Genomic DNA, 13118 nt, shown 5'->3' with positions numbered 1-13118 from the left:
CGGCGGATTTCGCGCGACGGGATCCACACGCGGCCGCTACCCTCGGTGTCTGCTCACCCCGTAGCGATAGGCTGTTCGACCGATGCCCGAGACCACGCGTATGACGATGTCCGAATCCGCCCGCGCCCTGACCGAGGCCCAGCGCCGTGCGGTGCACGAGCTGCTGCGCGTCTCCCCTGTCGCCGACGAGCTCGGCCGCCGGTTCGCCAAGGCCGGCCGGGAGCTGCACCTCGTCGGGGGTTCGGTCCGCGACGCGCTGCTCGGCCGTCTCGGCGACGACCTGGACTTCACCACCGATGCCCGGCCCGAGGAGACGCTGCGGATCGTGGACGGCTGGGCCGAGTCGGTGTGGACCACCGGCCAGGAGTTCGGCACGATCGGCCTCGCCCGCCGCGGGCTGCGCATCGAGGTCACGACGTTCCGCGCGGACGCGTACGACCGCGTCAGCCGCAACCCGATCGTGTGCTACGGCGACAGCCTCGCCGAGGACCTGCGCCGGCGCGACTTCGCGGTGAACGCCATGGCGGTTTCGGTGCCCGGCCACGAGTTCACCGATCCGTATGGCGGACTGGCCGACCTCGCCGATCGCGTGCTGCGCACCCCGGGCAAGCCCGAGGAGTCCTTCGCCGACGACCCGCTGCGCATGCTGCGCGCCGCCCGGTTCGTCAGCCAGCTGGGCTTCGCGGTGGCGCCGGAGGTGCGCTCCGCGATGACCCGGATGGCGAGCGACCTGTCCCGGATCACGGCCGAGCGGATTCGCGACGAGTTCGTCAAGCTCATGTGCGGCGCCGACCCCGTCGCCGGCCTGCGGCTGCTGGTCGACAGCGGCCTGGCCGAGCAGTTCCTGCCGGAGCTGAATGGCCTCAAGCTGGAGATCGACGAACACGCCCAGCACAAGGATGTGTATGAGCACACGCTGATCGTCGTGCGCAACGCGATCGTCCACGAGCGCGAGGGCGCCGACTTCACGCTGCGCATGGCCGCCCTGATGCACGATGTCGGCAAGCCGGCCACGAAGGCGATCGGCCCGGACGGCGGCGTCAGCTTCCACCACCACGAGATCGTGGGTGCCCGGCTGACCAGGCAGCGGATGAAGGCGCTGAAGTTCCCCAAGGACCTGATCTCCGACGTCGCCGAGCTCGTGGCGCTGCACCTGCGCTTCTACGGGTACGGCCGGGGGGAATGGACGGATTCGGCCGTGCGCCGTTACGTCACCGACGCCGGCCCCCTGCTGCCCCGGCTGCACAGCCTCACCCGGTCGGACGTGACCACGCGCAACCGGCGCAAGGCGGCGCAGCTGGCGGCCGACTACGACGCGCTGGAGGAGCGGATCGCGCGCATCGCCGCCGAGGAGGACCTCGCGAGGGTCCGGCCCGACCTCGACGGCAACGCGATCATGGAGCTGCTCGGGGTGCCGCCCGGCCCGATCGTCGGCCGTGCGTGGCGTCACCTCAAGGAGCTGCGCCTGGAGCGGGGCCCGCTCGAGCACGACGAGGCGATCGCGGAGCTGCTGCGGTGGGCCGAGGCCGAAGGCGTCACGCCACCCGGATCTCGCTGATCTGCACGGCGAGCTTGGGCGGCCCGTCCGGACGCCCGGTCGTCGTCCCGGCGGCCGCGATCCGGTCGAGCAGGTCCAGCCCGCTGGTGACCGTGCCGAATACCGAGTAATCGGGTGGGATGTCGCTGTCCTTGTACGCCACGAAGAACTGCGATCCGTTCGTCCCCGGCCCGGCATTGGCCATCGCCAGCGTCCCCCGCGGATACGGCGGCAGCGTCGTAGGCAGGTTCTCCTCCCCGAACTGGTAGCCCGGCGTGCCCGTCCCGGTGCCGCTCGGGTCCCCGCATTGCAGCACGTACAGCCCCTCGGTGGTCAGCCGGTGACACGGCGTGTCGCTGTAGAAGTCGTCGCGGGACAGGTGGACGAAGGAGTTGACGGTGCAGGGGGCCCGGTCGGAGTACAACTGGATCCCGATGGCACCCAGGTTCGTCTCGATCGTGGCGGACAGCCGCCCGGTCAGCGTGGCCTGGGGCGCGGGCGTGGCGATGAGGCGCGTGTCGCCCCCGCCGCGGGCCGCGGACGCATAGTCGCAGGGCACCCCGCCGGCGGCCGGCGAGTGGGCGCCAGTCGGCCCTGCCGCGGAGGCCGCGCTGCTGGTCGCGGGCCCGGCGGTCGGTGGCTCGCCGACCTGGGGCGCCGGGCCCCGGCCCACGGCGCCGCTGCTCGCGGAGGTCACCGATCCGCCGATGGACTCGACCGGCCCGCGGCCCGAGACGAACGCCAGATAGGCCACCACCGCGCAGACCGCCAGGGCGAGCGCCGTCCCGCCCGCGACGGGCACGAGCCATCGGGGCAGGCCGGTGGGCGGCGAGGCCGGCACCGGGTCCGGCGCCGGTGCCGGCCCGGCAGGCGGCGCGAACTGCGGATTCTCGTGGGCGGAGTGCGGCGCGGCGGTCCGCGGCGACTCGGGCCGTTCCGCGCCGGGGGCCCCCGGCTCTGGTGCGGCCGGCGGCTGCGGGTCGCCGGGCTCCGGTGGTGTTGACATTTCGTAATCGTACGACTACATAAAGCGACAGGCTTGTAGCTTGTTGCTCGTTGTCGGAAGCCCGACCTCGATGCGTCGTGCATGTGGCGATTCGGCCGCTTCTGCGCCTAGACCAGGTCGGCTACCGTCGCTAGCACGAATTTCCTCGTCGGCCGCAACCCCCTGGGCCGGAAACCCTGGAATTACCTGATATCTGGAGGCAGACATGCAGCCGTGTCCCAACTGCGGCGGCATGGGCATTGATGCGAACGGCTACTGCACGCAGTGCCGCACCTATCGAGGCGTCCCGCAGGCGCCACAGCAGCCGACGAGCGGCACGCCCTATAGCGGCGCACCGTACGGCGGACAGCAGCCCTATGCCGGATACCCCACCAGCTCTGGACCGTCGTACTCGGCTCCGCCGTCCTACTCCGACCCGGTCAGCGCCCCGCCCACCAGCTACGGCGCGACCTACGGCGCCTCGTCGTCCGGCGGCGGGTCGAGCCGCAACAAGTTCCTGACCCCGATCCTGGCGCTCTCCGGCGTGCTCGTGATCCTGGTCGTCGCGATCGTCGTGGTGGCCGTGGTGAAGAAGGGCGGCGGCGACGACAAGAAGAACACGCCGCAGGCCAACTCGACCACCGGGCCGGCCGCCGTCAGCAGCGCCAAGGCGAGCACGAAGCCGAGCGCGAAGCCATCGTCCGTGATCGACGAATGCCTGGTCGGGACGTGGACGACGAAGACGTATACGCAGCAGATGGCGATGGATGGCGTCGGTAACGTGCCGGTCACGCTGTCGAAGAACGGCTCGACGCTCAAGTTCACGCCGGACGGCAAGCTGACCGAGACGTACGCGGACAGCACGTTCACCGCGAAACCCACCATTCAGGGGCAACAGGTGCCGATCACCATCACCGCGAACGCGACGGTGACCTCCAACGTGGCCACCACCAGCGGCAGCATCGCCTACTCCAACGTGCAGGCAACGGGCACGCTGAACACCAAGGCCCCGTCGATCAACTTCGACGAGACCGAGCCGTTCACGGCGGACGACAACCCGGCGAAGTACACCTGCAACGGCGACAACCTCACCATGAGCACGTCGCAGACCAACCTGACCGCGACGAAGACCAGCACCAGCTACTGAGCCGCGGGCTTGACCGCCCCGCCGGGGCCGGCGGTGTCTTCGCCGGCCCGGCGGGCCCAGCGGCCGCCCAGCGGCGCATACCCGGCCGCGGCCAGCACATATCCGGCCGCGACCGCGATGAGCACCGGCGCCGACCGCCCATTGTCGGGCAGGGCGAGCGCGCCGAGGTACATGCCGGCGACGAGCGCCGCGTTGAAGGCGGTGTCGTTGATGCTGAACACGCGACCGCGGAACTCGTCGGCGCACTCGTGCTGCAGCGACGTGTCGGTCACGATCTTGATGCCCTGCGCGGCGAGGTTGGTCACGAACACCGCGCCGAGCAGCAGCAGCGGGTCGAAGGGTAGCCCGAAGGCGAGAACACCCACACCGGTCGCGGCGAGCAGGATCGTCACCCAGCGCCGGCCGCCGATCCGGCGTGTGACCGGAGGCGTCACGAACGACGCGATGAGCATGCCGACGCCGCCCGCGGCAAAAGCATTGGCGATGGTACCGAAGGAGCCGCTCGCTCCGCTGCCGTGGTTGAACACCGTGCGGAAGAGCAGCAGGCTGGCGAGCAGGATCACGCCGTACAGCAGCCGGAACATCGCCTGCGCGAGCACCAGGTAGGCGGCGCCGCGCCTGGCCACGAGGTGCCGCACACCGGCCACCGTGCTGCGGCTGGTCTCGTTCAGGGCCGTGAGGATCGAGCCGTCGCGCCGGTCCTCGGCGTCCGGGCCGAGCTCGTCGGGGCCGAAGGACGCTCGCCCGACGAGCGCCGAGACCAGGTAGAAGGCGGCGGCACCCGCGGCGACCAGCGCATATCCGTGATACGACGTGTGCAGGACCGTTTTGATGAGCACCCCGCCCGCGCCGATGCCGATCGAGAAGCTCAGCGAGCCGAGCGTGGCGGCGAACGAGTTGGCGGTCACCAGCATGTGGTCGGCGACCACGTGCGGCGTGGCGGCGGACAGCCCGGCCAGGAAGAACCGGTTGAGCCCGATGACCACGAGCGCGAGCGCGAGCATTCTCGGTGACTCGTTGCCCTGCCAGACGTACAGCGCGATGGGCAGCACCAGCACCGCGCGGATCAGGTTGGCGACGTTGACGATCGAGCGGCGGCGCCAGCGGTCCAGGAAGACCCCGACGTACGGGCCGATGAGCGAGTACGGCAGCAGCAGAATCGCGAAGCCCGCCGCGATCGCCATCCCCCCGGCGCGCCGCTCGGGGTTGAACAGCACGCTGCCGGCCAGCCCACCCTGAAACAGTCCGTCGCCGACCTGGGCGATCATCCGTACGGCGACCAGCCGGCGGAATCCCCGCTGCCGCAGCACGGCGCGCACGAAGTGCGCCTGCGCTTGGACGACGAGGGTTGCGGACACGGCAAAAGCCTACGGTGCCCGGACCGCGGCGCGACCCCCGCGAGCCGAAGAGGGCCCGCGCCACGCGGCGCGGGCCCTCGGAATCACTCCATCGTTCAGGACTTCGGCGCCTCGACGGCGGGCCGGCCGTTGATCGGCTCGGTGTCCTCGGCCAGGCCGCCCAGCCTGCTCAGCAGCTTGGGCAGGTCGATGCCCGTCAGATCGGTGCCCAGCTGCAGGCCCTGGGCGACGTTGTTCGCCACCGACTTGGTCAGCGACGACGCGCCGTCGGTCGAGATGACCGTCATCTTGTCGATGTTGCCCATCGGGTCGCTGGCCGCCTTGACCACGTCCGGCATCACCCGGACGAGGAGGTCGAGGATCGCGGCCTCGCCGTAGGTGGCGAAGGCGTCGGCCTTGAGCCTCATCGCCTCGGCCTCGGCCTGGCCGCGGGCCAGGATCGCCGACGCCTCGGCCGAGCCTTCGCGCTCCAGCGCCTCGGCGATGGCGACGCGCCGGCGCTGCTCGGCCTCGCCCTCCTTGGCGCCTTCGATCGCATTGGCCTCGGCGAGCGCGGCGCGGCGGGACCGCTCGCCCTCACCGGTGAGGCGGGCCTGCTCGGCGGAGGCCTGCGCGGCGGCGATGGTCGCCTGCCGCTGCGCCTCGGCCTTGGCGATCGCGGCGTTCTTCGCCGCCTCGGCCTCCTGCTCCACCCGGTACCGCTCGGCGTCGGCCGGCTTGCGCACCTCGGTGTCGAGCTGGCGCTGCTTGAGCTCGGCGTTGCGCTCCGCCACCTTCTGCTGCTCGGCGAGGATGGCCTGGTCGCGCTCGGCCTGGGCGAGCGGGCCGGCGGCCGCCGACTTCGCCTTCGCCGCGTCGATCTCGGCCTGGATCCCGGCCTGCTTGAGGGACAGGTTCCGGTTGGCCTCAGCGATCGCCTCCTCGGACCTGAGCCGCTCGGACTCGGCGGCCTGGCGCGCGTGCGCCTCGGCGATCGCCGCGTCGCGCAGCACCCGGGCGGCCTCGGGCCGGCCCAGATCGGCGAGGTACGAGCCCTCGGCGAAGATGTCCTGGAGCTGGAAGGTGTCCAGCACCAGGCCCTGGTTGGTCAGCGAGTGCTCGGCCTCCTCGGCGACCGCGCTGGCGAACGCCGTGCGGTCGCGGATGATCTCCTCGATCGTCAGCCGGCCGACGATCGCGCGCAGCGCTCCGGCCAGGACCTCGCTGGTGAACAGGTCGATGCCCTGCTGCTGGTTGAGGAAGCGCTGCGCGGCCGCGCGGATGGCGTCCTCGGTGCCGCCGACCTTCACGATCGCGACGCCCTGCAGGTTGGCCCGGATGCCCTGCTTGCTCACCGCGCCGGTGATTTCGACGTGGATGCGGCGGCTGGACAGGTCGAGCACCTGCAGCCTCTGCACGATCGGCACCACGAAGACCGAGGCGCCCATGACGACCTTCTGCCCGGACAGGTCCGTCGAGCGCGTGCCGTCGACGGCCTGCACCGACTTGCCCTTGCGGCCGGTGATGATGAACGCCTCGTTCGGGCCGGCCACCTTGATGCGCGAGACGATGAAGAGCACCAGGAACAGGACCAGCAGCACTGCGCCGCCGATCGCGACGAGCAGGACGTTATCCATCCGCTTCCTTCTTTTTTCCGGGGGATTCTGACGACGTACGGGGGGTCTCCCGACGATTTACAGGGCGGTTTCTTCGACGATCACGCTCGTGGGGCTGGTCGTCTCCACCACGAGGACCCGGGCACCGAGGGGGATGGGCCGGTCCGCGCGGGCGCTGAGCTTGACCGGCTGGCCGCCCAGCGAAATACGCACCTCGCCGAAGCCGTTGCCCGAGATGGGCGTGACGACCACGCCGGTGGTGCCGATCATGTCGCGCTGGGAGGGGGTCGCGTCGGTGCGCATGTTCATCGCCATGCGGGCCAGCCGGGTGGCGATCCAGGCGGTCGGCACCGCCGCGACCAGGCCCGCGACGGCGGGCACCAGCGGGCCGCCCGAGCCGGTGAGCGCGCTCACCGCCGCGCCGGCGAAGCCGAAGGCGCCGATGAAGCCGGCGACGGCGGGCAGTGAGAAGGGCCCGTCGGCATCGGGATGGCCGAAGTGGAAGAGGTCGCCGATGAGCACGGACACGGCCAGCACCACGACGCCGACGCCGCCGATGACGAGGAATATCGTCTCCACCGCGCCTCCCCTCAACGACAACTGCAGGGTAACCCTGCCGTGCCACCCGGGTCGTCGGCGAAAGGGGCACAATGGGCACCGTGCGTTGGGTTGAGGTGCGGGCACCGATCGATGCGCTCGGAATCGCGGTCGACGAGACCGGCGTATGCCGAGTCCAATTCGGGGGCGTGCCGCCGAACGTGACGGTCTCGCCTTCGGACGAGGTGCTCGCGCGCGCCGCCGACGAACTCACCCGCTATTTCGCCGGCGAGGACGTCGCATTCACGGTGCCGTTGTCGGTGCGCGGCGGCTCGGAGTTCGAGCGCGCGGTGTGGCGGCAGCTCTACGCCATTCCCTACGCCGAGATGCGCACCTACGGGCAGATCGCGGCCGCCGTGGGGGAGCCGGACGCGGCCCGCGCGGTGGGCACCGCCTGCAACCGCAATCCGATCCCGGTCATCATTCCCTGCCACCGGGTGGTCGGCGCGGACGGCAAACTGGTCGGCTTCGGCGGCGGCCTGTGGCGCAAGAAGATCCTGCTGGAACTCGAGGCCCGCGTGCGCATCGAACGCGAGTTCGGCCTCGCCTGAGAAACGCGAAGGCCGGCCCGCGGAGGCGGACCGGCCCTTCTGCGGTACCGAATGATCTAGCGCTCGATCTCGCCCTTGATGAACTTCTCGACCGAGTCGTGGGCGTCGTGGTCGCTGTACTGCACCGGCGGCGACTTCATGAAGTAGCTCGACGCCGACAGGATCGGGCCGCCGATGCCGCGGTCCTTCGCGATCTTCGCGGCGCGCAGCGCGTCGATGATGACGCCCGCCGAGTTGGGCGAGTCCCACACCTCGAGCTTGAGCTCGGCGTTCAGCGGCGTGTCGCCGAACGACTTGCCCTCGAGGCGGATGTACGCCCACTTGCGGTCGTCGAGCCACGGCACGTGGTCGGACGGGCCGATGTGCACGTCGGACTTCACCATCTCGTGCGGGACCTGCGACGTCACCGACTGGGTCTTCGAAATCTTCTTCGAGACCAGGCGCGTGCGCTCCAGCATGTTCATGAAGTCCATGTTGCCGCCGAAGTTGAGCTGGTAGGTGCGCAGCAGCTCGACCCCGCGGTCCTCGAACAGCTTGGCCAGCGCGCGGTGCACGATCGTGGCACCCACCTGGCTCTTGATGTCGTCGCCGACGATCGGCAGGCCGGCGTCGGTGAACTTCTGGGCCCAGACCGGGTCGGAGGCGATGAAGACCGGCAGTGCGTTCACGAAGGCGCAGCCGGCGTCGATCGCGGCCTGCGCGTAGAACTTGTCGGCCTCCTCGGAGCCCACGGGCAGGTAGGACACGACCACGTCGACCCGCGCCTCACGCAGGGCGGCAGCCACGTCGATCGGCTGCTCGTCGGACTCCTCGATGATCTCGCGGTAGTACTGCCCCATGCCGTCGAGCGTCGGGCCGCGCTGGACGGTAACGCCGGTGGGCGGGACGTCGCAGAACTTGATGGTGTTGTTCTCGCTCGCGCTGATGGCCGCGGCGAGATCTTGGCCGACCTTCTTCGCGTCGACGTCGAACGCCGCCACGAACTCGACGTCGCCGACGTGGTAGTCGCCGAACTTGACGTGCATCAGACCCGGTACCCGGTCGTTCGGGTCGGCGGTGCGGTAGTACTCCACGCCCTGGATCAGGGACGAGGCGCAGTTGCCGACACCGACGATGGCAACGCGGACGGAGCCCATCGCGGATGCCTCCTTCTTGTTGTTCACGATGGCCGCTCCGGATCCTGTGCCGAAGGCGGCTGAGGGGTCGTGCCATTGCGTTCGTTCGCAATGAGCTCTTCGAGCCAGCGAACCTCGCGCTCGCAGGCATCCAGGCCGTGGCGCTGCAGTTCGAGCGTGTACGAGTCGAGCCGTTCGGCGGCCCGGCTGAGCACGTCGCGCATGCCCTCGCGGCGCTCCTCGACGCGACGTCGGCGACCCTCGAGGATCCGCAGCCTGGTCGAGGGGTCCGTGCGTGCGAAGAACGCGAAGTGCACCCCGAAACCGGCCTCGCTGTCGTAGGTCTCGGGGCCGGCGGCGCTGAGCAGTTCCTGGAACCGCTCCTTGCCTTCCGCGGTGATCGTGTAGACCACGCGGCCCCGCTTGCCGGTGAGCAGGGGGACCTCTTCGGTGCTGGCCGGCATACCCGCCGGCGCACCCTCGGTGATCCAGCCGCCCGCCTGAAGGCGGCGCAGCGTCGGGTAGAGCGAGCCATAACTGATCGCGAAGCGGAACGCCCCCAGCTTGGTCGTCAGCTGCTTGCGCAACTCGTAGCCGTGCATCGGGGACTCGTGCAGGAGACCCAGGATCGCCAGTTCGAGCACTCCCGGCCTCCTTCCGGTAACCGGCCGATGTATCGGTCCGATACATCGAACGGTAAGCCGATACCCCGAACGGATGCAACAAAACTGGCGAAGTGGGCCTGAACACAGCGCTGGTCGTCTATCGGACGGTTACCGATCGTGACCGAGGTCGCCCTCGGCCGCAGGACCGCGTACCCTCGGGCGCGTGCGTACCCAGCGTCAGGTCGTGGACTTCTCCTTGCGGAGACGCGCCCTGCTGCGTGAAGTGCAGTCGGGCCGCGTCGGCACCTATGAGGTGTGCGACGCATCGCCATACCTGAAAAGTGCAGCGAAGTTCCACGGCGAGCCGACGGACGAGCTCTGCCCCGTCTGCCGCCGCGAGAACCTCACCCATGTGCATTACATCTATGGGGATGAGCTGCGGCAGTCCTCCGGACAGGCCCGCCGCCTCGCCGAGCTGCCGATCCTGGCGATGACGCTGAGTGAGTTTCACGTCTATGTGGTGGAGGTCTGCCGCGCGTGCGGCTGGAACCACCTCATCGAGCAATACCTCCTCGGCCGCGACGGCCTCGCCGCCGGGCCGGACGACGGCGAGCGGCCGTCGCGCCTGCGGGGAGGGGCGGCCGAGTGAACCTGTTGCGCGTGACAAAGCGTTGTCACGAGGACGGGACCGAATGCGCGGACCCCCTGCTGGGGTCCGCGACACGTGGCAACGGCGCCATGGCGCCCAGGCCGCCCGACGAGTGGCTCAGGTCACACACATGACGGCGACGGAGCATGCGACGACGATGCAACCGGCAAGGTGGGACGAATGAACTACGGTGACCCGAGTAATCCCCAGTCGGGCCGCGCGCAGGTTCCTGGAATGCAGCCGGGATCCCCATCCTCCGGCCCCCCGGCCTCGTCGGCCGGGCGGGCCCAGGTCGGGCGCGCGAGCGTGGGACGGGCGGACCCCGGTGGCGCCAGCGGATCCGCGAGCGTCGGTTCGGCACGCGTCGGCCCACCGGGCGCCAGCGGATCCGCGAGCGTTGGTTCGGCACGCGTGTCGCCCCCGAGCGAGCCGACCACCGGCCGGGCCTCCGTGACCGGCTCGGCATCGGTGCCCGGTTCGGCGGGCCGCGCCACCGTCGGCCGTGCCGTCGTCGGCTCCGCGTCGGTCAGTGGGCCGCCGGGCGGCGACATTCTCAACGGTCCGGGTGGTCCGGGCGGCCCCCCGCCGAAACGCTCGGGCGGCAGGGGCGCTTCCGGCGGGCCGAGCGGCCCCAGTTCGACCGCCAAGGCCAAGAGGCGCCGTCGCCGCAACATCCTCATCGTCTCGATCGCCGCCTTCATCATGGTCGCGGGCATCGGCATGGTCGGCGGCACGTATTACTGGGACCAGGTCGCGCTACCCGAAGACATCACGCTGAACCAGTCGACGACCATCTACTACTCCGATGGCGTCACCCCGATGGCACGCATCGGCGAGAACCGCACCGTCCTGCCGCTGGACAAGATCCCGCCGCACGTGCGGCACGCGATCGTCGCGGCCGAGGACAACAGTTTTTACACGAACAGCGGCGTCGACTACAAGGGTGTCGCCCGCGCGGCCTGGAACAACGTGACCGGCGGCGACCGGCAGGGCGCCTCGACGATCAGCCAGCAATACGCACGGCGCTGGGCCGACCTCGAGGGCGTCACCTACGGGCGCAAGGTGCGCGAGGCCGTCATCGCGATGAAGCTCAACAAGCAGTACAGCAAGGACGAGATCATGGCGATGTACCTCAACGTCGTCTACTTCGGCCGCAACGCCTACGGCATCGAGGCGGCCTCCCAGGCGTATTTCGCCAAGCCTGCTGAGCAGCTCTCGATGGCCGAGGGCATGGTCCTGGCCGGCCTGATCAAGAACCCCGAGGGCAATGGCAAGGGCAGCCCGTTCGATCCGAACATCAACAAGACGACGGCGCAGGAGCGGTTCGACTACATCAAGCGGCAGATGCTCACGCTCAAATTCTGCTCCGAGGCCGACGCGCCGACCAAGATGAAGTACCCGGACAAGGTGATCACGCCGGCCGAGGCGCGGGCCAACGCCGTGAAGGTGACAGACATCGACAAGCCCGAGGGCCTGATCGTCCACCACGTCCTCGGCGAGGTCGCCGCGTTGAAAGATCCCGCGACCGGTGCGCTGATCTACGAGGACACCGACGCCAAGGGCGAGAAGAATTTCGACAAGATCCGCAACGGCGGCCTCAAGATCGTGACCACGATCGACAAGGACCTCCAGCCGCTCGCGGTGCGCAAGGCGAGCCGTAACAAAGACTCGAGAATGGCCAACGTGCGGGACACCATGCAGGCGGCACTCGTCGCGGTCGAGCCGGGCACCGGCGCGGTGAAGGCGTATTACGGCGGCGACAGCGGCAGCGGCGGCGACTACGCCGGCTACTACAACGATCCCGTCCTGGGCACCGGCAAGGACAGTTGCTGCGGCGGCCACCCGCCGGGGTCGACGTTCAAGGTCTACACGCTGGCCACCGCTCTGATGAACGGGTGGCGGATCGATTCCAGGTTTGACAGCACCTCGCCGGCCGACTTCCCGGCCAGTAACCGGACGGCCAAGAACGGCAATCCGGTCAAGAACGCCGGCGACGGCTCCCCGTCCTCGGCCGACTGCAAGACCTGGTGCACCCTCGAAGAAGTCACCGTCTTGTCGCTCAACGTGCCGTTTTTCTGGCTCACCGAGAAGGTCACCGCGGCCAAGGTGATCGACACGGCGCGCGCCGCCGGCATTACCGACATGTGGGCGACGACCGCCGCCGGGAAGTCGGAGAAGATCGATCTGGCGACGCAGGACGGCGCCGCCGTCTCGCCGAAGTTTTTTCAGACGGAGGTCGGATTCGGCCAGTATCCGGTGACCGTGCTGGAGCAGGCCGGCGGCATCGCCACTTTCGCGGCCCGCGGCGTCGCGGCCAAGACGCACTTCCTCAAGGAGGTGTGGTCCGATGGCAAGAAGACCTACGGCGAGATTATCAACCCGAAGCGCATCCCGAACTTCACCGAGCAGATGGCCGACGACCTCAGCACGGTGCTGCAGGGCGTGCCGAAGCACTACGGCTTGAAGATGCGCGACGGCCGCCAGATCGCCGGCAAGACCGGCACCTGGCAGTACGGCACCAACAACAAAGGCGGCGGCAACGCGCACGCCTGGATGGTCGGTTACACCGCCTACGACCCGGCCAAGAAGTCGCCCGGCCTCGCGGTCGCGGTGTGGGTCGGCAACAAGGCCGACGAGCAGCCCCTCAAGTTCAAGGATGGCAAGGACGTCATCGGTGGTCACCTGCCCGGCCCGATCTGGCAGGACTTCCTTGACGCGGCGATGGCACAGCTCAAGGCGCCGAAAATCAACTTCAGGCCGCCGGCGAACACCGGCCGGAACGAGGTCGGCTCGGGCATCTCGCCGCAGCCAACCATCCCGGTGGTCGATCCGAACAACCCGGGTGGTAACCCCGGCCAGGGCGGCGATCAGGGTAATCCCGGCAATCCGGGCAACCCGGGCGGCGGTGGGGGCCCGGGCGGCAACGGGGGCGGCATCGTCCCGACCGTCGATCCGACCCGAAGACGCTGACGAGTAGCG

The 13118-nt window shown here is 69.7% G+C and carries 11 protein-coding genes; 5 read left to right on the top strand and 6 right to left on the bottom strand.

All coding sequences use genetic code 11. The features are described 5' to 3' along the window. Positions 1 to 100: 100 nt before the first annotated feature. On the top strand, positions 101 to 1558 hold the full coding sequence (locus tag ABT297_RS08210; RefSeq protein WP_502885528.1) for a CCA tRNA nucleotidyltransferase: 1458 nt from the start codon (positions 101 to 103) through the stop codon (positions 1556 to 1558). On the opposite strand, the gene ABT297_RS08205 is transcribed toward ABT297_RS08210, so the two are convergent. Then, positions 1536 to 2543 carry a peptidylprolyl isomerase gene (locus ABT297_RS08205; protein WP_350546118.1) on the bottom strand — a complete coding sequence of 336 codons (1008 nt, stop codon included), beginning with the start codon at positions 2541 to 2543 and terminating at the stop codon, positions 1536 to 1538. The genes ABT297_RS08210 and ABT297_RS08205 overlap by 23 nt on opposite strands. 232 nt (positions 2544 to 2775) lie before the next feature. On the opposite strand from ABT297_RS08205, the gene ABT297_RS08200 reads away from it, so the two are divergent. Further along, complete coding sequence (locus tag ABT297_RS08200; RefSeq protein WP_350546116.1) at positions 2776 to 3669, top strand: hypothetical protein; 894 nt, start codon at positions 2776 to 2778, stop codon at positions 3667 to 3669. Here the strand turns inward: ABT297_RS08200 and ABT297_RS08195 are convergent. The 3 genes from ABT297_RS08195 to ABT297_RS08185 all read right to left on the bottom strand — a co-directional run bounded on the left by ABT297_RS08195 (position 3663) and on the right by ABT297_RS08185 (position 7201). Next, positions 3663 to 5027 carry an MFS transporter gene (locus ABT297_RS08195; protein WP_350546115.1) on the bottom strand — a complete coding sequence of 455 codons (1365 nt, stop codon included), beginning with the start codon at positions 5025 to 5027 and terminating at the stop codon, positions 3663 to 3665. The two genes, ABT297_RS08200 and ABT297_RS08195, sit on opposite strands and share 7 nt — an antisense overlap. A gap of 95 nt (positions 5028 to 5122) precedes the next feature. Then, entirely contained in the window at positions 5123 to 6643 is a 1521-nt protein-coding gene (locus ABT297_RS08190) for a flotillin family protein (protein ID WP_350546112.1), read from the bottom strand. Between the two features lie 57 nt (positions 6644 to 6700). Beyond that, positions 6701 to 7201, bottom strand: coding sequence for an NfeD family protein (locus ABT297_RS08185; protein ID WP_350546111.1), 501 nt, complete (start codon positions 7199 to 7201; stop codon positions 6701 to 6703). A gap of 80 nt (positions 7202 to 7281) precedes the next feature. On the opposite strand from ABT297_RS08185, the gene ABT297_RS08180 reads away from it, so the two are divergent. After that, the gene (locus ABT297_RS08180) at positions 7282 to 7770 is read left to right on the top strand and encodes a methylated-DNA--[protein]-cysteine S-methyltransferase (protein WP_502885523.1); all 489 of its coding nucleotides are present in this window, start codon (positions 7282 to 7284) and stop codon (positions 7768 to 7770) included. A gap of 56 nt (positions 7771 to 7826) precedes the next feature. Here ABT297_RS08180 and ABT297_RS08175 read toward each other — a convergent pair whose 3' ends face one another. Both ABT297_RS08175 and ABT297_RS08170 read right to left on the bottom strand, forming a co-directional pair. Continuing rightward, positions 7827 to 8906 (bottom strand): inositol-3-phosphate synthase, encoded by a 1080-nt coding sequence (locus ABT297_RS08175; protein WP_350546159.1) that lies wholly within the window; start codon positions 8904 to 8906, stop codon positions 7827 to 7829. A gap of 23 nt (positions 8907 to 8929) precedes the next feature. Then, positions 8930 to 9529 carry a PadR family transcriptional regulator gene (locus ABT297_RS08170; RefSeq protein WP_350546108.1) on the bottom strand — a complete coding sequence of 200 codons (600 nt, stop codon included), beginning with the start codon at positions 9527 to 9529 and terminating at the stop codon, positions 8930 to 8932. Between the two features lie 184 nt (positions 9530 to 9713). Here ABT297_RS08170 and ABT297_RS08165 point away from each other — a divergent pair, with 184 nt between their 5' ends. Together ABT297_RS08165 and ABT297_RS08160 are read left to right on the top strand one after the other, a co-directional pair. Beyond that, complete coding sequence (locus tag ABT297_RS08165; RefSeq protein WP_350546106.1) at positions 9714 to 10139, top strand: DUF5318 domain-containing protein; 426 nt, start codon at positions 9714 to 9716, stop codon at positions 10137 to 10139. A 411-nt stretch (positions 10140 to 10550) separates the two neighbouring features. Further along, positions 10551 to 13109 (top strand): transglycosylase domain-containing protein, encoded by a 2559-nt coding sequence (locus ABT297_RS08160; RefSeq protein WP_350546105.1) that lies wholly within the window; start codon positions 10551 to 10553, stop codon positions 13107 to 13109. Positions 13110 to 13118: the final 9 nt, after the last annotated feature.

The sequence above is a fragment of the Dactylosporangium sp. NPDC000555 genome (assembly GCF_040300025.1).
Taxonomy (GTDB): Bacteria; Actinomycetota; Actinomycetes; order Mycobacteriales; family Micromonosporaceae; genus Dactylosporangium.
Note: the sequence above shows the minus strand (reverse complement) of the source record. Positions and strands in the feature narration are given on the sequence as shown.

Bases quoted from the DNA above. Each gene is read 5' to 3' on its own strand.
- ABT297_RS08190 (WP_350546112.1), bottom strand. From the start codon at position 6,643: ATGGATAACGTCCTGCTCGTCGCGATCGGCGGCGCAGTGCTGCTGGTC.
- ABT297_RS08210 (WP_502885528.1), top strand. From the start codon at position 101: ATGACGATGTCCGAATCCGCCCGCGCCCTGACCGAGGCCCAGCGCCGT.
- ABT297_RS08205 (WP_350546118.1), bottom strand. From the start codon at position 2,543: ATGTCAACACCACCGGAGCCCGGCGACCCGCAGCCGCCGGCCGCACCA.
- ABT297_RS08200 (WP_350546116.1), top strand. From the start codon at position 2,776: ATGGGCATTGATGCGAACGGCTACTGCACGCAGTGCCGCACCTATCGA.
- ABT297_RS08175 (WP_350546159.1), bottom strand. From the start codon at position 8,906: ATGGGCTCCGTCCGCGTTGCCATCGTCGGTGTCGGCAACTGCGCCTCG.